General features: G+C 44.9%; 21 protein-coding genes. 4 read left to right on the forward strand and 17 right to left on the reverse strand.

Going from position 1 to position 25,072, the window contains the following annotated elements; all coding sequences use genetic code 11:
* Positions 1-166 precede the first annotated feature (166 nt).
* Positions 167-346 (forward strand): hypothetical protein, encoded by a 180-nt coding sequence (locus tag TY16_RS06485; protein WP_043931007.1) that lies wholly within the window; start codon positions 167-169, stop codon positions 344-346.
* A 121-nt stretch (positions 347-467) separates the two neighbouring features.
* On the opposite strand, the gene fabG is transcribed toward TY16_RS06485, so the two are convergent.
* From fabG to TY16_RS06530, 9 genes are all read right to left on the reverse strand, one after another.
* Positions 468-1,205, reverse strand: a complete 738-nt coding sequence (fabG, locus tag TY16_RS06490; protein ID WP_043931008.1) for a 3-oxoacyl-ACP reductase FabG — start codon at positions 1,203-1,205, stop codon at positions 468-470.
* A gap of 60 nt (positions 1,206-1,265) precedes the next feature.
* Entirely contained in the window at positions 1,266-2,657 is a 1,392-nt protein-coding gene (locus tag TY16_RS06495; RefSeq protein ID WP_043931009.1) for a phenylacetate--CoA ligase family protein, read from the reverse strand.
* Positions 2,658-2,730: 73 nt separating this feature from the next.
* Positions 2,731-3,126 (reverse strand): cobalamin B12-binding domain-containing protein, encoded by a 396-nt coding sequence (locus TY16_RS06500; RefSeq protein WP_043931011.1) that lies wholly within the window; start codon positions 3,124-3,126, stop codon positions 2,731-2,733.
* Positions 3,127-3,260: 134 nt separating this feature from the next.
* Positions 3,261-4,964 (reverse strand): acyl-CoA mutase large subunit family protein, encoded by a 1,704-nt coding sequence (locus TY16_RS06505; RefSeq protein ID WP_231505571.1) that lies wholly within the window; start codon positions 4,962-4,964, stop codon positions 3,261-3,263.
* Complete coding sequence (meaB, locus tag TY16_RS06510) at positions 4,948-5,934, reverse strand: methylmalonyl Co-A mutase-associated GTPase MeaB (RefSeq protein WP_043931013.1); 987 nt, start codon at positions 5,932-5,934, stop codon at positions 4,948-4,950. The genes TY16_RS06505 and meaB overlap by 17 nt, the downstream gene beginning before the upstream one ends.
* A 24-nt stretch (positions 5,935-5,958) precedes the next feature.
* A complete protein-coding gene (locus tag TY16_RS06515; protein WP_043931014.1) occupies positions 5,959-6,672 on the reverse strand; it encodes a FadR/GntR family transcriptional regulator in 714 nt (237 codons plus the stop codon).
* A gap of 67 nt (positions 6,673-6,739) precedes the next feature.
* Positions 6,740-7,498 (reverse strand): sigma-70 family RNA polymerase sigma factor, encoded by a 759-nt coding sequence (locus TY16_RS25110; protein ID WP_052342622.1) that lies wholly within the window; start codon positions 7,496-7,498, stop codon positions 6,740-6,742.
* A gap of 104 nt (positions 7,499-7,602) precedes the next feature.
* Positions 7,603-8,895 (reverse strand): MFS transporter, encoded by a 1,293-nt coding sequence (locus TY16_RS06525; protein WP_043931016.1) that lies wholly within the window; start codon positions 8,893-8,895, stop codon positions 7,603-7,605.
* 1,087 nt (positions 8,896-9,982) lie between these two features.
* Positions 9,983-10,933: a DMT family transporter gene (locus tag TY16_RS06530; protein ID WP_043931017.1), complete on the reverse strand. Its 951-nt coding sequence runs from the start codon at positions 10,931-10,933 to the stop codon at positions 9,983-9,985.
* 144 nt (positions 10,934-11,077) lie between these two features.
* Between TY16_RS06530 and TY16_RS06535 the strand changes: the two genes are divergently transcribed.
* On the forward strand, positions 11,078-11,944 hold the full coding sequence (locus TY16_RS06535; protein WP_043931018.1) for a LysR family transcriptional regulator: 867 nt from the start codon (positions 11,078-11,080) through the stop codon (positions 11,942-11,944).
* A gap of 138 nt (positions 11,945-12,082) precedes the next feature.
* Here TY16_RS06535 and argH read toward each other — a convergent pair whose 3' ends face one another.
* The 5 genes from argH to TY16_RS06560 all read right to left on the reverse strand — a co-directional run bounded on the left by argH (position 12,083) and on the right by TY16_RS06560 (position 19,229).
* Positions 12,083-13,573: an argininosuccinate lyase gene (gene argH / locus TY16_RS06540; protein WP_043931019.1), complete on the reverse strand. Its 1,491-nt coding sequence runs from the start codon at positions 13,571-13,573 to the stop codon at positions 12,083-12,085.
* 525 nt (positions 13,574-14,098) lie between these two features.
* Positions 14,099-15,790 (reverse strand): ABC transporter permease, encoded by a 1,692-nt coding sequence (locus tag TY16_RS06545; protein WP_043931021.1) that lies wholly within the window; start codon positions 15,788-15,790, stop codon positions 14,099-14,101.
* The gene (locus tag TY16_RS06550) at positions 15,787-16,896 is read right to left on the reverse strand and encodes an ABC transporter ATP-binding protein (protein ID WP_043931022.1); all 1,110 of its coding nucleotides are present in this window, start codon (positions 16,894-16,896) and stop codon (positions 15,787-15,789) included. Before TY16_RS06550 ends, TY16_RS06545 begins: the two co-directional genes overlap by 4 nt.
* Positions 16,897-16,910: 14 nt before the next feature.
* Positions 16,911-17,969, reverse strand: a complete 1,059-nt coding sequence (locus TY16_RS06555; RefSeq protein WP_043934554.1) for an extracellular solute-binding protein — start codon at positions 17,967-17,969, stop codon at positions 16,911-16,913.
* A 57-nt stretch (positions 17,970-18,026) separates the two neighbouring features.
* Complete coding sequence (locus TY16_RS06560) at positions 18,027-19,229, reverse strand: ROK family transcriptional regulator (protein WP_231505572.1); 1,203 nt, start codon at positions 19,227-19,229, stop codon at positions 18,027-18,029.
* Between the two features lie 301 nt (positions 19,230-19,530).
* On the opposite strand from TY16_RS06560, the gene TY16_RS06565 reads away from it, so the two are divergent.
* Positions 19,531-22,038, forward strand: coding sequence for an NEW3 domain-containing protein (locus TY16_RS06565; RefSeq protein WP_052342865.1), 2,508 nt, complete (start codon positions 19,531-19,533; stop codon positions 22,036-22,038).
* A gap of 455 nt (positions 22,039-22,493) precedes the next feature.
* Here the strand turns inward: TY16_RS06565 and TY16_RS06570 are convergent, their stop codons facing one another.
* The 3 genes from TY16_RS06570 to TY16_RS26090 form a co-directional block, all read right to left on the reverse strand.
* The gene (locus TY16_RS06570) at positions 22,494-23,753 is read right to left on the reverse strand and encodes a sugar ABC transporter substrate-binding protein (protein ID WP_043931023.1); all 1,260 of its coding nucleotides are present in this window, start codon (positions 23,751-23,753) and stop codon (positions 22,494-22,496) included.
* A 121-nt stretch (positions 23,754-23,874) separates the two neighbouring features.
* The gene (locus tag TY16_RS25620) at positions 23,875-24,039 is read right to left on the reverse strand and encodes a hypothetical protein (RefSeq protein ID WP_081773120.1); all 165 of its coding nucleotides are present in this window, start codon (positions 24,037-24,039) and stop codon (positions 23,875-23,877) included.
* A gap of 435 nt (positions 24,040-24,474) precedes the next feature.
* On the reverse strand, positions 24,475-24,621 hold the full coding sequence (locus tag TY16_RS26090) for a hypothetical protein (RefSeq protein WP_155922163.1): 147 nt from the start codon (positions 24,619-24,621) through the stop codon (positions 24,475-24,477).
* Between the two features lie 79 nt (positions 24,622-24,700).
* On the opposite strand from TY16_RS26090, the gene TY16_RS06575 reads away from it, so the two are divergent.
* The gene (locus TY16_RS06575) at positions 24,701-24,955 is read left to right on the forward strand and encodes a LysR substrate-binding domain-containing protein (protein ID WP_231505573.1); all 255 of its coding nucleotides are present in this window, start codon (positions 24,701-24,703) and stop codon (positions 24,953-24,955) included.
* Positions 24,956-25,072 lie beyond the last annotated feature (117 nt).

Here is a 25,072-nt window from a genome sequence, read left to right on the forward strand (position 1 = left end):
AAACCTCAAGCCACCAACCCTAAAACGACAAAAATCTACAGCAGGCTAGTCCCATTTAGACGAAAATTTGACACGAATTGGTCAACATGCTGCAACATTTAACTCACATTTCTAACGAAAACAATGTGATAATAGTGGTAACGAAAGAATGAAAGGATGGTTAAGCATGAAAACGACATTAGCGGAAATGCTTAAAAAACGCCCCGGGATGAGTATACTTCAGCTTAAGAAAGCCTTGCTCATACAACAAAAAAACGGCTATCTCTATATTGATGCAGATCTTGCAACCCTGGAGCTTACCCAGCCATTTTCATTCGAGTACACCCGGCTTAGCTCATCTTATTAACACATGCACACTGAAAACGAATTAGATACCTTCATGTGATACATAAATTTACGGCAAGTATAGACGAGAAAAGGAAGCAGGGGACTATTCCCTGCTTCCTTTTCCTTCAAATAGCGCTAGATTAAATGACCAGCCCGCCGTCAACGCTTAATACTGTGCCATTAATGAACCCTGCGTCCTCACTGGCTAAAAACAAATAGGCAGCGGCAATATCTTCGGGACGGCCGAGCTTTCGCAGCGGAGTTTTGGACTCCATCATATCAAGAATCTTTTGCGGCACCTTTGCCGTCATGTCGGTGACAATGAAGCCTGGCGCGACAGCATTGACTCTGATTCCCTTAGGACCGAACTCCTTTGCCCAGCTTTTCGTCAAGCCAATTACCCCCGCCTTAGTAGCCGCATAATTTGTCTGCCCTACATTTCCATGGATGCCGACCACCGACGAAGCATTCAAGATGACACCGGATCCTTGCTCGAGCATGAGGGGAACAACTTCTTTCGTACACTTAAACACACCCGTCAAATTAACGGAAATCACTTTTTCCCATGAATCTTCATCCATTTTTGTCAGCAGCCCATCGATGGTGATTCCGGCGTTGTTGACAAGAATATCAATCCTGCCAAAAGCGGCAACCGCCTCCTCAACCATTCGTTTTACGCCTTCCGTATCAGCAACGTTACCATGGACGAATTTTACTGTTCCAATTTCGGCAAGCTCCCGTTCCGCTTTTTGTCCCGCTTCTTCATTGAAGTCGCTTATAACAACTTTTGCCCCTTCACGCAGAAATTTCTCGGCTGTTACTTTGCCGATTCCATTCGCTCCGCCGGTTATCAATGCTACTTGATCTTTCAGCTTCATATGTATGCCTCCCCTTTCATGGCTAGAGAGGAAATGCAAAAACATTCCCTCCCGTTGAAATTACGACCTAAAATTCCGCTTATCAATTACCCGCTTCGCCTTAAATTGCGTCCTATCAAGTGTTCCCAGCGGAAGCAGGTCGATGGCGAATGTGACACCGCATTCCCGCTTCAGTTCCCTTGAAAGCTGGTCCTTCAACTCGGTTTCATTTCTCGTTCCCAGGCTTTCACATTGGACGGTCACTTCGTCCATAATGTGGTCACGGGTAACGACCATTACGAATTCTTCCCCTAGTCCGTCGATTCTTCTTATGACATTTTCCAGCAGGCTCGCATAAACATTGACGCCGCGCACTGTGACCATGTCATCAATTCGGCCATAAATCCCCTTTGGCAGGCGTGGATACACCCGCCCGCATGAGCATGGTTCATCTGTCCAGGTCGTTAAATCACCTGACCAATAGCGAATGACCGGCTGAGAGGTTCGTTCAAGCGGAGTGTAAACAGGAACACCTTCTTCTCCGTAAGGAACGAGACGATGAGTATCGCGATCGACAACCTCCGTATACACCACATCCTGCCACAGGTGGACTCCCTGGCGATGCTCGCATTCGGTGTTGCTCATCCATGGCGTAACTTCAGCCATTGTCCCGGAATCGATGCAAATTCCTCCGAACGTGTCTTCGATCTTCTTTTTCGTCGCCGGCACGCCAGCTCCTGGTTCACCTGAGAAGAACAGAATCCTGAATCCAAAATCCTTTGGATCAACCCCTAGTTCCCTTGCTTTTTCCGCAAGATACAGAGCATACGAAGGAGTCCCGTAAAATACGCTCGGCTTAACTTCCTTCAGCCAATAAACCGCCTTCTCTGTTTGTCCCGGCTGCCCTGCTCCGAACGGGAAGGTTTTTGCGCCAAGCCTTTCTGCGCCGATTAGCGCACCCCAGCTGCCAATATAAAGGCTGAGCGGTGACGCGATGAACATCAGGTCACTTGGCCTCATCCCGAAACTCCACATGATACGGGCATGCTGATGGGCTATCCGCTCCCAATCGTCCTTTCCAAACGAAAAGACGGTTGGCTTTCCTGTTGTACCGGATGTTCCCTGAATCCGATGCACCTCGGAGTACGGAATACAAACATTGGACCCGAACGGCGCGTACTCCTCCAAATCCTCCCTTACCTCCGCTTTGGTTGTAATCGGCACCTGCTCGAAATCTTTTAAACTTTTAACATCCTCTGGATGGAATCCATCCTTAGCCCACTTTCTTTGATAGAAACCTGATTTTTCCTGGGCATAATTGAGCACGTTTTTTATTTTTGCAAAAACAATCTCATCCAGTTCTTCCTTTGAAGCCGTCTCGATGTCTTTGTACCAATATTTTTCATCGGTTTCAGGAAGGTAGCTAGAATCATATTTGGGCGGCCATTGCTTGAGTAATGGCATTTTTAGCATAGGACTCCCTCCTTTTACTGGTTTAATAGAGGGCCGCACCGAAATTGTGCAGCCCTCTGGCATAGGCATTCGTCTATTTCGCAATTGTTTGATTCACGTTCGAACGGATAAAGTCCGCGATATTCCCAATCAACGTTTCCGGGCCAAACACTTCGGCGATCCCTGCTTCCTTCAATGGTGGGATATCATCCTCCGGAATGACTCCGCCCATAATAATCAAGGAATCGACGCCTTTTTCCCTGGCGATTTGGACAACCTTTGGACCGAGAGTCAGATGATTTCCACCAAGCGTGCTGAGCCCGATGACATCCGCTCCCTCCTGGATAGCCGCATCGACAATTTGTTCAGGAAATTGATTACCAAGGTAAACTACCTCCATCCCTTCATCACGCAGCATCCGTGAAACAACAAGCGCGCCTCGCCAGTGAATATCCAAGCCCAATTTAGCCATGACGACTTTAACTTGCATGAACGAAAACCTCCTCTTATTTTGAAAAAGAAATGTATAGTTTTTGCGGCCAACTGGACTTGCCAGAGGCCGATCTATTCTAATGAAACCTTCCAGCAGCCGGACCTTGCCGGCGGAACCTTCTGGAACCCAAATTATGCCAACGGGAACTGCCAGAGGCCGAATTCTTCACGGAATACTTCTTCAATTTCTCCAAGGGTCGCATATTCGAGGACGGCTTCCTTGATATATGGCATCAGGTTTACATCCTCATGGCATTTTTGGCGCAAGACGGCAAGCGCCTTTTCAACCTTTTCCTGGTTGCGCTTTTCACGAAGCTTCCGAAGTTTTTCCTTCTGGCGGGCTTCGGCTGTCTCAGGATACCTGAAGACCGGCACCTTTGTTTTATCCTGTTCGGATGGGAAGTAATTGAGCCCGACGATTTTGTGCTTGCCGCTTTCGATATCCTTTTGCATCTGATAGGCAAAATCGGAAATTTCGCGGTGCAGCCAGCCGGTTTCTACACACTCGACCAAACCGCCGCGGTCTTCGATTTCCGCAATATAATCACGGATACGCTGGGCCATTTCTTTCGTCAGGCTTTCTACAAAATAAGAGCCTGCCAGCGGGTCGACGGTATTGACGACATTCGTTTCCGCCTGGATGATTTGCTGAGTCCTGATCGAAATAAGCGCTGACTCCTCAGTTGGGGCAGAGTATGCTTCATCAAACGAATCGACATGCAGTGACTGAGCGCCGCCGAGAACTGCCGCAAGTCCCTGGATCGCGGACCGGGCGATATTGTTGAGCGGCTCAACTTTTGTTAGCGTAATCCCGGCGGTCTGAACATGGAACCTCATCAACTGGGATTTCGGATGTTGGGCATTGAAGCGTTCAGTCATTACCTCGTGCCAAACCAGCCTTGACGCACGGCATTTCGCAATTTCTTCAAAGAAATCATTGAACAGGTTCCAGAAAAACGACAGGCGCTTGGCAAAGTCATCAATTTTATTGCCGCGGCGGATCAATTCTTCCGAAGTGGCAATCGCGTTTGCAATCGCGCAAGCCACTTCCTGAACTGCTGTCGTACCGGCTTCCCTCAGGTTATAGCCGTTATAGCTGACCGGATTCCACCTTGGCAGATTTTTGCTTGCATATTCAATCGCGTCACATTGCAGTCGGAATGATGCTTTTGGCGGAAGGACCTCAAGCGAACTGCCAATTGCCGTTTCCATCAGGAAATCATTCTGGTTCGTCCCAGACAATTTTTCCAGCGGAATCCCTTTCTTCTCGGCCGCTGCAGCAAACATCGCCATCAATACAACAGTTGTACTTGGCAGATGGGTAACGATATTACTCGAGACTTCGTCAATCGGAATTCCTTCATATAAAGCTTCAATATCTTCAATCGAATCAATTGCAACACCAGCCGCGCCGACATGGCCTTCTGCTTCAGGGTCGTCGGAGTTATAGCCGCGGATTGTAGGCAAGTCGAGCACCACGCTCGTCCCGGTTGCTCCATTTTTCAGGAGGAACTTAAAGCGCTCATTCGTATCCTCAGGCGTTCCGTAACCGGCAATTTGCCTAACCGTGAACAGCCGGCCGCGGTACATATTTGGATAAACACCCCTGACATATGGGGCCTCACCGGAAAAGCCAATATCTTTCTGGTAATCCAGGTCCTTTACATCATCCGGGGTATAAAGAAGTTTAACCGGAATGCCGGAGTCTGAATAAAAGTTGTCTCCGCCGTCCCTGCCTTTAACCGTTTCTTCCTGCCAGCGCTGTTTTTGCCTTTCAATTTCATTGACAATGTCCTGATCAAATAGTTTCCCAGTTTCTTTAGTTGTTTTTTGCACCATGGTAACCTCCATATTGGTTTGTCGTCTTGTCTCCTACCAAACTAGTAACAATCTCTTGTGAAATCGTGAAAGGATCATTGATTCCATTTTTAACATCCTGGATCTTTTGCTGAAGATAATCACTGCGGTTAATTGTTTCGTCAACTGCCCTTGTTAAAAGCTCATGAATCATGCTGTCCAACCTGGCAAGATTTCTCGCCTCGCGTTTTTTCTTCCACAAGCCTGTCGATTGAAGGTAGTCCTTATGGGCCATCATTTCCGAGATTAAGTCATCAATTCCTTCTCCTTGAGTGGCGATTGTTTTGCGGATCGGAGGGCGCCAGTCCATTTTCCCCGATTCACGGATCATAATAGTTAGATCCTTGACACTTTGGTCAGCACCCGGCCGGTCAGCCTGATTGATAACAAATACATCGGCAATTTCCATAATCCCTGCCTTCATCGTTTGCAGTGAATCACCGAGGCCAGGTACATTGACAAGCAGGACTGTATCGGCGACCTCCAGTACATCAAATTCAATTTGACCGACTCCGACAGTTTCGATCAAAATGATATCCATCCCGTAAGCATCCAGGACACTCGCTATATCGGCCGTCGATGAGGCGAGGCCGCCAAGATTTCCCCGTGTCGCCAGGCTTTTAATAAACACGTTCGGCAGCTTGGCCAATTCCTGCATCCGGATCCGGTCTCCGAGAAGGGCACCTTTTGTAAAAGGACTGGTTGGGTCGACACATACTATAGCGAGGTTGACGCCTTCTTCAGCAAGTTTCTTGGCCAGCTTGCTGACTAGCGTACTTTTTCCCGCACCAGGCGGACCGGTAATGCCGACGATATGGGCATTTCCTTTTCGGAACGAACTTTCCTTCAGGATGTCGATACTTGCTGGAGTTTGGTTTTCAACTTCCTTCAAAAGCTTCCCTAAAGCAACGGCACTTTTTGATTCGAAAAATTGAGATAGCTTTTGCAAAACAGCACCTCCTTTTTAAATAGCTTAATCAGCCCGGACAACGCCGAGTTCTGCTTTCGCAAGGATTAAGTGTTGGGACATGACTTGCTGCGCCTTCACTGAATCTTTATCTTTTATCGCCGCGAAAATGGCCCAGTGCTCCCGCTGGAATCGCTTCAGAATTTCCGGAGAGGTTGAAAGCTCACTTCGGGTATTCCGAATCTGTTCACTTAATAAGTCAGAAATGACCTCTACCAGCATTAAAAGCAACCGGTTCTGCGATGCCTTTACAATCGCTTGATGGAACAGGAAGTCGAACTGTGATTGTGCCTCTTCATCCCCTGAAACATAGTGTTCATCCATTTCCAATAGAATTTGTTCAATATGCTCCAGTTCCTTTTCAGTTCTCCTTGCTGCTGTATAACTGGCCGCCGCTGCCTCCAGAATCGTCCGTACCTCAAACAATTCACTCGTATCAAGCCCACGCGAAATGGCCACTAAAGACATGATGCTTTTTAAATTCTCCGGGTCGGCCTGCTTGATGACAGTCCCCTCACCTGATTTTCCTTCGATGATGCCAAGAACAGACAGCACCTTGAATGCCTCTCTCAAGGAGGACCTGCTGATGCCCATAGAATCGGATAATTCAATTTCATTAGGCAGCTTTTGGCCAATCCTTAGCTCTTTGCGAATTAACAGCGATTTAATTTGATCGAGCACTTCTTCAAATTTCTTTTTCTTGCCAATAACCTTAAACATCGCGCTCCCTCATTTTTTAATTGATAGTTTGTCTGATTGTCTGACAATGGGAGTAGAGAAAAAATTCTTATCCTATCTTTCTTCTGATTTGGTCAAAAGCAGTAGCTAGGTGTTTCGTTACCATTGCCGGTGAGCATCCCATAATCCTCGAAACCTCCGTTTTGCTGAAGCCCTTGAAATAATGAAGATAAATAACCTTTCGCTGCTTTTCATTGACAAAATCCAAGTACATTTTTACAAGAATATTGTTCACTACCAGGTCTTCCACACTTTGAGCTTTAGCCCTGAATTGGTAAGCTGGCTCACTAGCAACAAGACTTGCTCGTTTGCGGGCGCTCTCCTGGTAGATGATTTCCTGCATGCCATAAACAAGGTCAAACGCATCGTCCTTACTTATGTTGAAATATTCCATTGTTTCCTGGATGGTTGGGTCAGCCTGGTGCATCACCCAATACTCCTCGTGGAATTTTTTATATTTCGGATACAGTTCACGTATTCGCTGCGAGATGACAATCATATTCGAATCATTGGAGCGCGAGAAATTCCTTAACTCACCTTTAATCGTAAGAAAAGCATATTTTACCCACTCCTTTTGGGAGAGTCTCAAATCCATTCTCCGGATAGCATTGAATAATCCAATGTAAGAGGCCTGAAGAAGATCCTCCCACTCTACCTTGTTCACCGCCATGAATTTTGCCGGAGATTTCGTATATTCCTTAATCGAATATTTTACGAATTTAAAGGCCTCGCTGCTTTGAAGGAGATCATTCAGAAAGGCTTCATTTTGTTGTGCGGCTTTTAAGGTGTCTTTATCGGTTAAAAACATTTTCTTCCCCTGCTTTCATTTTTTGGTCAAGAGATATGATTTTCTCGCCACTATAAAGGTTGACGGGATGAGCGGTACTCGCCATATCTCTTGACCAACCTGCATTAATCGAGAACTTGTTTCGCCGAAACCATGAAGCGTGTGAGAATTGCTCCCATTAAAGCAAGTGCTGCACCTAAGAACAGAACATATTGCCATGAACCGAGTGAGATGATCAAATACCCTGTGAGCGCAGGTGCAATGATCCCGGCAATCGTTCCGGAAGTGTTCATGATTCCCGACAATGTCCCGGCTGTCTTCGGCCCAATATCGATCGGGAGTGTCCAGAACATCGTAAAGTTAAGCCCTAAGCAGGTGACGGAAAGAGTAATATAGGCGAGTGCTGCCCATTCATTCGGCGTATAGGCACCCAATGCCATAAATATGGCTGTTCCGAGGAACGAAATATAAATCGGTATTCTTCTTGCGGTTGTTAACGAGTGTTTTTTAGCAAGATGATCGGACAAAATTCCGGCCAGGTTCATTGCAATGAAGGCCCCAAGCCACGGGAGTGCACCATAAATACCAACCTTTAAAAGCGTAAACCCTCGTTCCTTCATGAAATAAGCCGGAAGCCAGGTAAGGTATAAATACCAATTATAATTCTGGAAAAAGTAGATGAGCGTAAGCCCCCATACTTCCTTGATCTTAAGCATTTTGGACCAGGGAATGTTGAACTCCTTCACAGGCTCTGCCGTTTTTTCCGGTACCATTTCAGCCAGTTCCTCTTTTGTGATGAACGGATGGTCCTTCGGATCGTCTGTCGCCACTTTCAACCAAACGATTGACCAAATGATTCCCAAAGCTCCGAAAAAGTAAAAAGAAGCATGCCAGCCAAATTTTGACGTCAAATACGTTGTGATTGGCGCGGTTATCATAACCCCTACTGCCATCCCTGACATGTTCAGTCCCTGCCATCGTCCTCTCGTATGGATCGGAGACCATTTGGACACTACCGAAGTATGTGAAGGAAAGTTTACAGCCTCCCCGACCCCGAGCAAGAATCGGAACAAAACCATTGAGGCAAAGCTCCAAGCAAGTGGGGTTGCAATCGTAAAGACGGACCAAATCGCCACCCCGGCAGCGAGGAACTTTACACCGCCCCATTTATCCGACATCCACCCAGCAGGTATCCCCAACAATAGGTAACCGACAAAAAATGCCGAAGCCAAAAGGCCGAATTGCTGTTCGTTCCAGCCGAATTCCTCCATCATCGTAACTGCTACAATTGATATATTGGAGCGATCGGTATAGGCCAGAACTGTACTGATAAAAATCAAAATCATAACCCACCAGCGGGCTTTTACTCTGCGCCCAGTGGGGATTCCTGCAGCGACCTTTGTTTCTGGAGTAGCCATTAATCAAACCCTCTCCTTTTTAAATAAAGAAATGGTCAAGCTGTCTGAAAGGCACACGTGATGATGTCTGTTCAAAGCTTCTAAAATAGCTAGTTTTTAAAAGATTGCAGTTTTTACTTGTAGTGGGCTTTCCTAATTGAACCCTTGTAAAAAACCTCCTTTCTAATAGTTTTGAAAGCGCTATTAATACTTTCGTTAAATTAAGTCGTGGTTGTATTATGTAAGCGCTGACATTTTAATGTAAAAATAAAAGGAATCATGACTACCCGAGGCTGAGGGACTAATGACATTTTGGAAGTAGTCTAAGATGAGAGTAAAAAGAGGAAAACATGGACGGTAAGTAAAAATTAGTCTGTCAGTCTGATTGTCTGACAATCTTACCTGCTTGAAGCCTATAATATAAAATTCATTTTGGGCTGTCAACTGAAAATTCTAAATATTTAGGTTAATTTCTTTCGACAGTATTTACTTTAACAACAGTGTAAACTATCCCAGCAAAACGTCCGTTTACATTAAAAGGAAACCTTCCTTGAAGGTCAAGGAAGGTATTTAAAGGGAAGATATATTGGTGGCAGAAATGCATTCACTCTGGTCGGGCCAGGGGGACAAGTAAGCACACTTTGGATTTCATTAGCCCCTCAATGGACTAGCTTTCATCTCCGTACCAACCTAGATTCTGACAACTGGTCCGAGTTCCCTCCCTTTTCTAAAATAGCAATTATATAGCACGTTTCCGGTCGAAATTTTTTTATATTTTTTTTAAAAAAATCAGCCCAAGAACATTATTTAATTGAATTAATCTCCTGCGACTATCCTCTTACTTCCCTTTAAAAGTGGTTACAAAAAAGGTCGATTTTTCTCTTAACAAGGAAATCGACCTTCTTAGGCTGGATTTTTTTGACCAACCCCACATTGGAATCCATCATTCAAAAATATATGAGCCATTTTCTGCGGATATGAGCCTCGTATGAACCGATATGAGCCTCATATGAGCCGTTTTTGCACGGATATGAGCATTTAGACATTAACTGGAAAAAATCTATTGCCGATACTTCCCTGTTTTGTCTGCAGTATGATATACGTTCACTCAAATTGTTTGGACTTGCTGAACGGATTCTTTCTTTTGTGACATCCTCACAAAAATATTATTAGATAAAAGTGAAACGATGATAAGGACAGTACCAAGTAAATCGAATGTTGTTACATCATTCCCTTGAAAAATCGAAATGGAGAGTGTTGTAACGGGAACAAAGTTAATGAACAACAGTGCGTTTAATGGTGATAATAAACTCACACCAATATTCCAGCCAAGCAGCGCAATGACGCCAGGGAATATGATCATAAACAATAAATGCGGTCTTACTGCTTTGATGCCATCAACTGATGGGGTTGGTATATATCCAAACAGAGTTGCCCCTACTGTAACAACAACAGCTGTGATAGTTCCGAGTAAGCAGCTTAACGTTGAATACCGCAAAGCAGACCAACCTTTGAACTCATTGCCGCCCATCGTGTAAATGACCCATCCAACAACTGCAATCAAGATGAGCATCGAAGGAATAAAGTGATCCGTCGCTCCCATAAAGGCTTTAAAATCACCTTTAGTGATCACTAACATAGCCCCGATAAATGAGACAAGTACACATATTAATGTGAATAGATGAGGGCGGTCCTTAAAAATCATCCAAACAATCACTATGGAAATCATCGGCATTAGCGACTCCATAATGGATGCTACCATCACTCCTGATTCACCTAATAAATCTTCTCCCCAGAAGATGAGTAGATTGTAAACCGTAAACGCCATTGTTCCGAAAAACCATAGGTAAAGCCCTTTTCCCTCAAATCGAAAAGCCTGCCTTCCTTCTTTCCATAAAAGTAACGCTAGTAAAATGATCGTAACAGCTCCGTAACGAAAGATTGTAAAATAGAATGGATCAATATGTTTGAAAGCCGCATGTGCTACAGGAAACATTGCTCCCCATGAAACCGCAGCAATAAAACATAAAATAGCCCCTAAGAATACCGAATTTCTCAATTTCTCTTCCCTCTTTCATATAGCAATCGTAATCATCATTGTATATGGATTTTGATATCTCGTAAAATGAATGTTTATAATGATTATCATCATTTTTTTTGATATCATTGAAGAAAGGTGAGAATGGGCAAAGGGGGAGAAATTGTGGAATTTAAGGACTTAGAAATCTTTCTGAAGGTGGCAGAAAAAGGAACTGTTTCTGAAGTTGCAAAGGAGTTTAAATATGTTCAATCGAACATTACATCGAGAATTCAAAAGCTCGAAACTGAACTGAATACCCAGTTGTTTAACCGGCATCGCCGGGGTATGAGTTTGACACCCGAAGGAAAAAAACTATTAATATATAGCAAAGAAATATTATTGCTAACAGATGAAATGAAAAAAGCCGTTCAAAATAAAGAAGAACCGTCTGGAAAATTAGAAATTGGCACAGTTGAAACTGTTATTGATTTGCCAATTATATTATCTAAATATATTAAGAGATATAAAAATGTCGATTTATCTTTATTCACAGGTGTTACCGAAGCATTAGAAGAAGACGTATTGAATCATAAGCTGGACGGAGCGTTCGTTACAGAGTCAGCCTTTCACCCTGACCTAGTAGCTCATGAAGTGTTTGATGAGGAACTTGTTTTAATTTCAGCCAGGAGCGCATCAACACTGGAAGAGTTGAAAGAGGAACCGTTCTTATGCTTTAGCGAAGGCTGCGGATACCGGGCCAGGCTTGAATCCTGGTATAAGGACCAAAACATCACACCGCAAAAGGTCATGGAATTCGGTACACTAGAAACAATCTTGCGCAGTGTTTCGGTAGGACTTGGCGTTTCGTTCGTTCCAAAGTCAGCAGTCACCCATATGGAACAAAGCGGACTTATTCAATGCCATACACTTCCTGATCAATACAGTAAGATTAAAACCGTTTTTATTAGAAGAGCTGATACGTACTTAACTTCCACGATTGAAAAATTTATTGAAACAATAGAAATGGATAAAAGTAGAACATCTATATAGTGAACATTGCTGTCGAAAAGTCCCTAAAATATAAACAGGAGGAGAAAAACGAATTGTTTTTCTCCTCCTGTTTTTCTTTGAAGGTTCAAACAGAACCTTCTCTTGTCGCGTACGCCAAACCAGACCCGTCCCATTTACTCAAAGACTATACTCCAGCAGCTCTCTCCGTTTGTCCCGAAGTTTTTGGACAACCTGTTCATAGTCGCTGATTTTAGCCTCAAGAGTAGCTTTTCGGTTGTTGATCATGCGAGTGACTTCTTTCGGGCTGGGGCCTCCCTGGATGTCACGAATTTCTACGAAGTACTCTGGTGAAATGATTTTTTTCCATTCCTCGCTGGTCAGTTTTACATCGACAAATTTACCGATAGCCTCGTTAATCAGGTCGATATCCCATTCATACAGCTCTTTTCCCTGTTTAATGGTTTCTTTTGAAATGTAGCTGGCGATGGAGTGAGCTTTTCTGAAAGAAATACCGTATTCCCTCGCCAATGTGTCAGCCAGCTCGGTAATCGTAATGCTCGATTTACGGGCCATTTCCTTCGCGTGGTCCTTATTCACCTTCAGCGTTGCAATGACCGCGTACATAAGTGCCATAACCCGTGTGGCATTATCGAAAGCGCGATACAGATGAGGCTGCAGATCATCCTCAGTATCGACAATATCACCAAAAGGTGTATTGTGAATCATGCTCACTGCAGCGAAAGCTTCTCCGTAGGCACTGCTCGCAATCGAACGTGAATGCTCGATCGAAACCGGATTCCGCTTTTGCGGCATGATGCTTGAACACTGTACATATGGGTCAGCAACATAGAAAGTCCCAAATTCCCTGGTGACGTGCTGAAGGAAATCCTGAATCCACCGGCCAGTGTTAACCATGCAAGTCATCAGCGCAGTTGCTGTTTCCAGCAAGTAATCCGCACCCCCAATGCAGTCATAGGAGTTTTCAATCACCTTGTCAAAACCAAGCAAGTCGCAAGTCCGGTCCCGGCTGATTGGAAAGCCGGTTGTTGTAAGCGCCGCAGCACCCAACGCAGATTGATTGACTGTTTCGTATGCAGCCCACAAACGTTTAATATCCCTTTGCAATACATCATAAATGGCTAGAAAATAATGGCCAAGAGTTGTCGGCTGCGCAGGCTGTGTATGGGTATAGCCCGTCATATAGGTTTCCTTGTTCCGTTCAGCCTGTTCCAGCAATGCCTCGCTGAGCCGATGGGCACTGCCAAGCAGCTTAAGGAGATGCTCCCTGAGCACAAGGCGGTACATTGCAATCCCCATATCATTGCGGCTGCGGCCGATGTGGATTTTTCCAGCCAGTTCTTCCCCGATTTCCTCGCCGATTTTCGCCTCCATCATAAAAAACAGATCCTCGAATTCAGGCTGATAGGAAAGAAGAGTCCGATCCGATTCTCCCACTTTGTTGATACCCTCAAGCATCTGCTTCGCTTCCGATTCAGAAATGATTTTCTGCTCCGCAAGCATAATCACGTGGGCCCGATGAATATCGAACATGACGTCGAACAAGTAATCCCTTTGGTCATTAAAAACCGGCTTCAACAGCTTTTCAACATAGGTCTTCCCCGGAAAAGCAACCCCTTCATCCGTAATAAAATCCTCTAGTTTACTCACATTTTCATCTCCATTTATGACAGTCGTTTTCGTTCGTATGTTTTTGGTCAAAACTTCAAGCTCCGTACCCTGTTTCGTCTAGTAAACAATTTAGTAGACAAATCTCCGCCCTCACGAACCTGTTTCGTCTAGTAAACACCTTTTAGTAGACAAAACTTCGCTCTCACGAACCTGTTTCGTCTAGTAAACACCCTTTAGTAGACAAATCTCCGCCCTCACGAACCTGTTTCGTCTAGTAAACACCCTTTAGTAGACAAATCTCCGCCCTCACGAACCCTGTTCCGTCTAGTAAACACCCTTTAGTAGACAAATCTCCGCCCTCACGAACCCTGTTCCGTCTAGTAAACACATTCTATTGAATAATACTTCGTACTCAAACCCCTATATTAGGTGATTACTAATCTTAGCAGCATTGGCACCATTTCGGGCTCTGGGAACAGTCAAAATGTACCCAATAAGCTGCATTGGCACCATTTCGACCTCTGGAAATAGTCAAAATGTGCCCAATACAAAATACCTCACTATTTACGAAAGCGAATTCTCTGCTTTTACCCCAAAGAATTTATTCGATACAAACAGCACAACAGCAATCAACGTAATCTGAATCATCCCATACGCAGCAGCCTGCCCCATGTTAAACATCCGCAGCTGGTTCATAATTTCAATTGAAATTGGCCGATTGGAAATCGTGTAAAGCAGTACGGAAGTCGGGAATTCACCGACCGATTCCACAAATGCCAGTAACGTACCTGCTAGTACACCCGGCATAATGATCGGCAGGATGACTTTCCTGAATGTATAAAACCATTTCGCACCGAGGTTCCGTGATGCTTCTTCAATCGAATCGTCCATCTGCTCGAGTACGGCATTTGTCGAACGCACAACCAATGGAATATGCCGGACAAAATAAGCCAAAGGCAGAATCCAGAACGTACCAACCAAAATGTGTCCGAATGAGAATATCGATGGTTCGTTGAATGCGAAGATCAAGTTCATCCCGATAACGGTCGCCGGCAATGCCCATGGAATCATGACGAGGATGTCGACGAAGCTTTTGCCGACGAACTTCCGCTTTACAAGCAAATACGACGTCAGCACTCCGAAGACCAGGTTCCCCGCAGTCGCAATAAATGACAGGATCAAACTGTTTTTCAAAGGTTTGAAAATATTCGGATCCTGGAACAGGAGCCGGTAGTTTTCAAAATTAAACACGCTAGGATACGTCTGCCAAGTCCATGTCCCGTCCGGTACCAGAGACAATAGTAGAATCGTGAAATGCGGCAGAAGCAGAATGATGACCCCGAATACGCCGATTGCAACGAGAATCCACTTCATCACTGGATTTTTGACTTCGCTTCGATGGGCGCCAATTCCTTTTGAAGCCATCCGATAATCCTTGCGGTTCTGGTACCAGCGCATGAACAGCAGAAACGCAATCGACACAACGGACAGAATGACCGATTGTGTAGCAGCGACTTCCATATCACCGTTCAGTTTTGAAAAATAGATCTGCAAGCTCAAAACGCGATACCCGCCTGCAAGCAAAAACGGCGCACTGAACGAAGCCATTGAAATCATAAACACCAACAATGAAGCCGCGACAATCGCTGGCGTCAGCAGCGGGAACGTCACCGTCCAGAACACCTTAAAGCGGGACGCGCCAAGGTTATAAGCTGACTCTTCCAGCGACGGGTCGATTTTATGAATCGCCGATGAAACAGTCATGTAAAAATACACATACATCGTATAGGCGTGGACAATCAGGATGCCCGAAATCCCGCCTATTTTGAACGGCACCTCGTCAAGCCGGAACAAATCCTTAATTAAATTCGGGATCAAGCCCGTTTCGCCGTACAGGAACATGAATGCCATAACGCCGACCAGTGATGGAAGGACAATTGGCATAATTGCTGCCGATGCAAAAAAGCTTCTACCCGGAAAATCGTATTTATTGAAAATAAACGCAAGCGGAATCCCAATCAGCGCGCTCGCCAGCACACTCAATACCGAAATGTATACCGAATTCCAAAGCGCCTGCAGGTTCGTCCGTGATTCCTGGACGAAGAAATCCTGATAGTTTGCGAGAGTGAAGCTGCCGCCCTTGTTCAAGCTTTCAAGAAATGTCCTTAGTGACGGGTAAAGCACATACGCAACCAGGACCAGCATGACAGGAATCAAGAGCCATAGTGTAAACCTCGTATCACGGTTTTTGATCATGAAGGCTCACCACTTATGATTGGTATGATTCGAATCTGGTCTTCAGGCAGTGTCACCCAAACCTCTGCGCCGACTTTCAAATTGGTTTTCACATTGTTCAAAGCGTTCACTTCTAGGACGATTCCATCGATATTGACCTTTGCATTCACGAGCGAGCCGAAAAACGCAACCTCCTCGACCTTGCCCTTGAACACATTCGGCCCCTCGGCGATTCCCTCCGAAATCTTGATTGACTCCGGCCGGACCGACAACGCCAGCTGTCCTTGATGGGAAGGATTATAATTAAATGGGTCATTATGTACGACAATGGTTTTCGTTGACGACCCATCACCGTTCGGCACCGCAACCGTTACGAAATCACTTTCAACCTTCTCAACTGCCACTGGCAAGAGATTAATCTCGCCGATGAACCCGGCGACGAAGTCATTGACTGGCTCATTGTAAATTTCCGACGGTGTGCCGACCTGGTGGCAAACGCCGAAGTTGAACACGGCGATCCGGTCGCTCATCGACAAGGCTTCCGCCTGATCATGCGTGACGTAAATGGTAGTAATTTTATATTCCTTTTGCAGCCGTAAAATCTCGCTTCGCATCTCGTCGCGCAGCTTGGCGTCCAAGTTGCTAAGCGGCTCATCAAGGAGCAGGATTTCCGGCTCGATTACCAATGCCCTCGCAAGGGCGACGCGCTGCTGCTGCCCTCCACTCAACTGGCTGACTTGACGGTCCGAATATTGATCAAGCCTGACTTTTTTTAGGACATCCTGGACCCTGGACTTCAGTTCCGCGGACTTGACCTTCCTGACCCTGAGGCCGTAGGCGACATTTTCGAAAACCGTCATGTGAGGAAAAAGGGCATAGTTTTGGAAAACCATGCCCGTATTTCTTTTTTCAGGAGGTACACGCGTCATATCTTTTTCGCCGAACCGTACGACACCTTTCGTCGGGTAATAGAACCCGGCAATCATCCGGAGGGTTGTTGTTTTGCCGCATCCGCTTGGGCCGAGAAATGTAAAGAACTCACCGTCTTTGATTTCGAGGTTCAAATGATCGACTGCGACCACTTTCCCAAACGCTTTTTGGACATTCTCTATTTTTATCGACGCCATACCGAGTACACTTCCTATTCCTTAATTTCTTTCTCTCCGCTCTTGATGTTTTCATCCCAATACTTCATCCATGTATCGCTGTTTTCCTGGAATACTTTCCAGTCGATGTCCATTGGCTTGATTTCTGTTTCGGTAATCCATGCAGGGAGGCCTTCAACGTCATCCCTGGTTGGAATTCGGTAGAACTCTTCAGCCAAAATCTTGGCAGCTTCCGGAGTATTGACGAACTCATAAAATGCTTCAGCAGCCTTTGGATGTGGAGCTCCCTTCACTTTTGCAATTCCTTCAGTCAAAACAGGTGTGCCGCTTTCAGGAATGATGAAATCGAACGGATAGTTCTTGTTTTCCTTCAGCATAACAACGTCCGGCATTGCCCAAACAGATAGCGAGCCTTCGCCTTTGGCAACCTTGTTGTACATCATTTCAGGGTTTGCGGAATATTCCTTCGTGTTGGCATCAAGCTTTTTCAACCACTCATAGCCTTTTGCAGGATCCTTGGAATCCTTGAAATCACGGTAAATCATTGCTGAGAAAATAGTCCTCATCGTACCGGACGCAAGCGGGTAACGGATGATGATTTCATCTTTCCATTTCGAGTCAAGCAATTCATCCCAATCCTTCGGAGCATCTTCCTTTTTCAGCTCTTTCGTGTTGAACATAATGACTTCAGGTGTCTGGCTAGTGCCGCTCCAGTGCCACTCCGGATCATGGAAGCCTTCAGCAAGGCTCTTTGCATAGGATGGCTCATATGGGTCGAGCAAGCCTTCGTCCTTCGCCTGGTCAAAGTTTACCGATGGCGCGCCCCACCAGATGTCTGCCTGTGGATTGTTCTTTTCGGAACGAATCCGGTCGAGGATTTCCTGGGAGCCCATATCAAGCCACTCGACATCAACGTTGTATTCTGCTTCAAATTGCTGTTCAAATTTGGAAAGAATGTCCTTGCCATGTGGTGAATAAATAACGACTTTGTCCTCAAGCTTTTCCTTGCCTTCACCAGATCCGCCTGTTTTTGTTGAGCCGCCGGAGCCTTCATCCGCTCCGCCGCATGCTGCCAATAGAAGCGCGGCTGACATAGTCAGTGCAGTTAGTACGGAAACCTTTTTCTTTTTCACAAATACTCCCCCTAAAAATTAAAATTTGATGATGCTTTCGTATTCCCGCATAAACAATGAGACAGCACCTAATGCCCCTGCGTTGTCACCTAGCTTCGAAACCTTTAATTCTACTTGACTAGGTAAATACTGATTCACAATTTTCCGCAGATCAGGCATTAGCATTTCAGCAGATTTGAAGACACCACCTCCCAAAATAATCACTTCCGGATTTAATAGACTTGCAGCGTTAATAATCCCATATGCCAAGTGCTCAACCACATCGTCCAGAACGGTGCGCGCAGTCTGGTCGCCGGTCTTTGCAAGCTTAAACGCCATTTCGCCGGGCAGCTCTCCCGCCTTTGCTTCCTCAAAAAGTGGATGGCCGGGCTGTTTAAGGATTTCTTTTGTCAGCTTCGTGCCGATGGCTTTGCCGCCGGCGACGCTTTCAAGGTAGCCATATCGGTGAAAAACAGGCTTAAAGTCGCTCTTCATTTCATTTTTATCGGTTACCATATAGCCGATCTCCCCGGCGGCCGAGGACCCGCCCCGGTACAGCTTGTTGTGGATAATGATTCCGCTGCCGATCCCTGTGCCCACCGCAATGAACAGTACATTCCCCTTACTTCTAGCATTGCCAAGCCATTGCTCCCCAAGGGCAGCGACATTTACATCGTTATCGACGTAGACCGGAAACGGAAAGATTTCCTTCGCTTCCGTAATAAACGGGTAGCGCACCCAGTTGAGGCTCGGCGCTTCGACTACGACTCCCCGCTCGGTTTCGGTAATGCCAGGTACACCGGCACCCATTCCAAGAATTTTCGCAGAATCAATACCACTTTTCTGAATCAGCACGTCAACTTCCTTGCCAATCTGCTTTAACAGCCCTTTTTCCAAAAAAGACTGTGTTTTGAAGCTGCTCGAAGCAAGGATCTTGCCGCCCAAATCACAAATGACCGTTTTCACTTTTGTACCGCCAATATCGGCTCCAATAATATAATGAGCTTTCTCGTTAAAATAAAGCTGGATTGGCCTTCTGCCTCCTTGCGTGGAAGCCTCGCCAATTCCTTTTTCAAACACCCAGTTTTCTTTAATCAGTTCATCCACCAAAAGAGATACAGTCGGTTTACTGACAGAGATCCTGCTTGAAATTTCCGTCCTCGAAATAGGGGAATTTTCCTTAATGCAAGTAAGGACCATTTTCTTGTTGTTCAGCTTGATCGTCATTCCATTTGTGTTCATACAATCACGGCCTTATTAAATTGGTTAGTAAACTTCACTAATTAACCCCAATATAACCCAACTATGTAACCGCTGACAATATTTAATATTCAAAATTCATTCGACAAATGAATAATGGGACTTAACTACTATTTTAATTTTCCCAATATTGCAATATTTACTTTCATGTCTAACCTGTGCTATTTCTTAAGTGAGGGGAAATAGGCAGTTGGTTAACCTCATTAACTAACTATCTATAAAATTCGTACGAAAGGAGAGTAACATGGGGGTAATGCAAACCAAAATGAAAGGGGTTACAAAGATGAAAAAGATTTTGAGTGTACTGCTTTCACTTCTTTTGATGATTACATTAATACCTTTTTCGAACAGCTCTGCCAAGGCGAATGAGCCGGATGTTGATCTTTGGAATGTCGTAAAACCGCTCGGGACGACCGTTACATTTGTTAATACGGGAGCCCACCCCGATGACGAACGAAGCGACCTTCTAGCTTATCTTTCCCGTGGACTTGGCGTCAAAACAGCAAGCCTGATTGCCAACCGCGGCGAGGGCGGACAAAATGAAATCGGTCCTGAACTGGACAATGGCCTTGGAATCATTCGTTCACGCGAAATGATTGAAGCCGCCAAAATCACCGGCGTTAAAGCCTATCATCTCAGCGAAACCACCTCTGACGAAATTTACGACTTCGGTTTTTCTAAAAGTCCGGACGAAACTCTGGAAAAATGGGGTGAGGAAGTTACATACGAAAGACTCATCCGCTTTATTAGGACGTATCAGCCAGATATCGTCATGCCATCGTTTTTGAACGTGGACACTCAGCATGGACACCACCGCTTAATCAACATTCTTAGCGAAAAAGCGTTCAAAGATGCTGCCGACCCAACAATTTTTCCCAACCAGCTAAAAGAAGGATTGAATGTATGGCAGGTTAAAAAGTATTACTTGCCAGTTTCAAAGGACGAAGCAACAACTTCAATTGAGATCGGAATGTATGACCCAATTTACCAAATGTCCTACCCTCAGCTTGGCGAAGCATCCCGCTATATGCACAAGAGCCAGGGAATGGGCAATGATATTCCGGTTGCTCCAAGGCAGGCTCACCTGAAACTGGCTCACACTGCCGTTGATACAAACGGGAGCAACGATCTGTTTGCAGGAATCCCCTACAACTTTACGGACTGGGCCAATGTTCTTCCAAAGAACGCAAATGATTTGAAGGTTCAGTTTACAAAGCTTCAGAATGACCTTGATTCAATTATCGATGCTTACCCAAGCAGAGAGGCCGTTTTTACAAAAACGCAAAAGGCACTTAAGGATGTTGAAAGACTTCTTGCCAAAACTGAAGAGAAAAACATTGATGAAGCACTGAAAAACGACCTGCTTCATAAGCTTTCCTTGAAATCCGAGCAGCTTCAAGAGGCAAGCTTTGTCGCTTCCAGCCTTGACGTTGAAGCAGAGGCAAAGGAAAACATCCTTACAAAAGGCCAAACAACAACGGTTACTGTGACACTTACCAACAACGGCAGCCAAACGCTGAAAAATGCAGCGGCCGAGCTGATTGTTCCTGAAGGCTGGACGGTATCCGGTAATTCTTCTAACCTTAAGCTTAGTGCTGGTGAATCAGGAACAGTAGCCTTTGAGGTAACCGTTCCGGAAAACGGGGATTTCTATCATGCGTATGTGGATCCTGCCATCCAGGCAAAGGTAAGCTTTGAAGAAAAAGGCGCGAAGACTACCCAAGTGAAGCAGCTCGAGGGCACAGTCGCTGTCCTTCCTGATGTGGGACTGACATTGTCGCCTGAAGATATTGTCGTGAACACTGCCAAGGTACAAAAAGAAGTTCCTGTTTCTGTAAAGGTTAAGAACTTCCGAAGCGGAGCAGCTACTGCGAACGTTTCCTTGACTGTACCTGAAGGCTGGGGAGTCTCTCCTTCCAGCATAGCAGTTAATTTTTCGAAAAAGCTTGTGGAAAAAGAAGTTAAATTCACACTTATACCTCCTGCAGACATCGAGGATGGCAAATTCGAAATTGACGCAGCTGCCGAAGTAAACGGCAAAACATTCGACGCAACCGTCCAGGAAATCAGCTATGACCATATCGGCACGTTCTATTATCTGTATGGGGCCAAGGTGAACGGCGTCGCATTTGAATTGCTGACTGACCCGAACCTGAAGATTGGCTATATTGACAGCGGTTTTGACATGGTTGCCGATTACCTTGCCAACACCGGCCTTAATATCACAAAACTGACTGAAGCGGACCTTGCTTCCGCAGACCTGAGCCAATACGATACAATCGTAACCGGCATTCGCGCCTATCTGTCACGACCTGACTTGAAGGCCAATAACGAACGACTGAAAGAATACGTCGCAAACGGCGGACACCTGGTCGTTCAATACCATAAACCGGAAGACGGCTGGAACAAGGATACAACGGCTCCATATCCACTAACGATCGGAAGCCCATCCATCAAATGGCGGGTCACCGACGAAAATGCTGCTGTTAATGTCTTGAAACCGGCTTCCCCGCTGTTCAACTACCCGAATAAAATCGGCGACAGCGACTGGGCAGGCTGGGTACAAGAACGCGGACTGTACTACCCAATGGCGTGGGCGCCTGAATACGAAACCTTCGTCAGCATGCAAGACCCAGGCGAAGCACCATTCGACGGCGGCATCCTCATGGCCAAGTACGGTGAAGGCACCTACCTATACACCAACCTTGTCTTCTACCGCCAGATTCAGGGGCAGGTACCTGGGGGGTATAGGATTTTCACCAACCTGATCAGCTACAGCGGCCAAGAGTAAACCAGTAAACTGGGGGCGGTCTCATGCTGCCTTTCAGTCGATGGCTGACTGAGAACGATTCGAAACCGCTGAAAAACAATCCTAAAACTTTGGGATAAAACAGAATAGAAAAAAAGAAATCCCCCACTTTTTGGTAGTTTGGAATCAACAAGAAACCATCTGCCAAACAGGGGGGATCTTCTATGCTTAAAAGCATAATCTACTGTATTTTTTAAGTAAACTTAGCAACTGACGGGTTATTATGGGCGGCAGCAAATAACATGATTTTTGCGTGAAACCCAGAAACATTAGAGGTTGTAAAAAGTAAGGCTTCACAATGTAAGTTCTGAAGTTGTAAATGGTAAAAAGTAAAGTTTTAATAACATTCGAAAGGCTCAAATGGGATGCTAGTTGCAAAATTTAGATAGTTTGAGCCTAAACACCAGGAATAATACACTTTATTTGGAAAACTCTTTTTACTGTTTATCAAGTTCGGCTTTAATTGCTTTCGCTGCTGCATCAGCTGCTTCCTTAGGAGTTACGTCCCCTGCCATCATTGCTTGAACTTGAGCTTGGATATGAGGCATAATAGTACGTCCTGACGGATGAATAACACCAGGTAATACAAATTCGGTGTAAGAAGCCAATTGAGCCATGTGCGGATTATCAGCAAAGATATCTTTCGCATCTTCCCTGGATGGGATATATTGTGTCACTTCACCAAAGATCCTTTGGTTGTCAGTACTTGTTATGGATTTTAGGAACTCAGCAGCTGCATCTTGATTATCGCTGTTAGAAGGAACAACAAACATTCCTGTTGTACCATACGTTAGTTGCTCTTTATTTTGTAAAGGCGGTCCAATGACAAAATCAAATTCACCTTCCTTTATAAGGCTCGTTACATCGATACCTGAACCTAGAACAGCTAACATTTCTCCACCGTACCACTCCGTAGTATGCTCGTTTGCAGTAATCGAATCTTTAGGGATGTATCCGTTTTTATACATATTATTAATGAATTCAAACGCTTCAACGCTTTCAGCGCTATTGATTTTAATTTCGCCGTTCCGAGTCAGTACATCTCCGCCAGCTTGCCAAATCCATGGGTAAATTGTTAAGTTCAAGGAACCGCCGCCAGGATAGTTCATAGCATAGAATCCAGCATCTTTCGCTTTTTTAGCCCAAGCTTCAAATTCGTCCCAGGTTTTAGGAAGTTTGTTAGGGTCCTCTCCAATTGCTTTAATGATGTCTTGATTGTAGATGAATGTAACGGATGACTGTAAAATTGGAAGGCCATATAATTTATCCTTCCAAGTTGTTGAAACCAATGCTGAATCTACAAATCCTTCTAAATCAGAATCTTTTATGTAAGGATTTAGCTCTAAAAGCATTCCTGCTTCTGCATATTGCGGCATTTGGTCAGGAATTGCATAGAATACATCCGGTCCATTGTTTGCAGCCAAAGCCGTTAATATTTTTTGGTCCCGGTTAGCCCAGGGAAGTGTTTCAATCTTAACGTCAACATCAGGAAATTCCTTGTTGAAGTTCGCGACCATTTTTCCCCACATTTCTTCTTCAACCTTTGCATTCTCTGTATAAGGATGCACCCAAACTGTTATGTCACCTTTAACTTTCCCATCATCAGCTGGTGCTGATCCTTCTTCATTAGAACAAGCAGCAAGAATCGTACCCATTGCTATAAGAGATGTTAAAAACAATTTTAATTTCTTTTTCATAAAAATTTTTACTCCTCTTCTTTTTTTGATTTAGGCTGAGATAAATTCGTCGGTCCACCTCCTTAAATCCATTCCGGCTGTACGACACATTCGGTCTAACCACTATGTAAGCCCTTTCATTTTAACTTGGAAATTCTTTTGCAATTTGTTTTGTCGTCACTTGCGGCCGGGTGATTGCAGAGCCTACAACGACTGCCAAAGCTCCTGCTTGAATACATTCCGCGGCTATATCGGGAGTATTGACCCTACCTTCCGCAATAACAGGGCACCCTGCCTTTTCGCTAATGTTGAAACAAGCGCTATATCAAATGCTGTGATGTGGTTGTTTTTTTTAGAGACCGATAACCGGCAAACTTATCACCTGTTTTATCGCTTTAATATTGGAAGGACTAATGCTCTTATCCCAACGGTTTGCCTTCCCGGACAGCAATCACCATCTTACTCATAATGGTAGATCCGTGCTATGGTTCATTTTCCACAGCCTAACAAGAAAAATCAGGCCTTCTCCGAGTTTCTTTAGTAAAGGTTGCATGCACCTCTCATTGTATTATTCTCTTAATTTTCATTGTATTCTAAAAAAAAGGAATCTTCTCATTATTTTATTTGAGAACGGAAATTCTTTCCACCTTTTTATGAGTCTTATTTGTGACGAAATAGTCAAATAACATTTACGCTTATACACCTTATTGAACGAGCCTTTATTTATCGAAAAAACACCGCCTCACGAAAACCGCAGAAACACTTCCTCATTACCTGACTGAGCACCGTCTGTCCACTTGGCTACTAGCTCAGGATTTTCAGCTATCCATTTTTCAGCAGCTTCAGCTGGAGTCATCCCCTCTTGGATATAAACCATTTCGGCTTCCATATCCCTCGTCTCCCAGGAAAATTGATCAAGGATTTGTATCGTATGAAGTGCTTCAAGAAGAGCTTGTTTTATTTCAGATATGAACAAATTCACACTGCAGGAATTGAAAGAGGAACCGTTCTTATGCTTTAGCGAAGGCTGTGGTTATCGAGCACGGCTTGAAGCTTGGTATAAAGATCAAAACATCACTCTGCAAAAAGTGATGGAATTCGGTACATTAGAAACAATCCTGCGGAGTGTCGCCATGGGACTCGGCATTTCATTCCTTCCAAAGTCAGCCGTCACCCATATGGAACAAAGCGGACTTATACAATGCCATACACTTCCCAATTAATGCAGTAAGATTAAAACCGTTTTTATCATAAGAGCTGATACCTACTTAACTTCCACACTTGAAAAATTTAGTCGAAACAATAAAAGGGAGAAAAACAGAACGGTTTAATATAACAAC

Source organism: Bacillus sp. EB01, from assembly GCF_000613125.1.
Taxonomy (GTDB): domain Bacteria; phylum Bacillota; class Bacilli; order Bacillales; family Cytobacillaceae; genus Bacillus_D.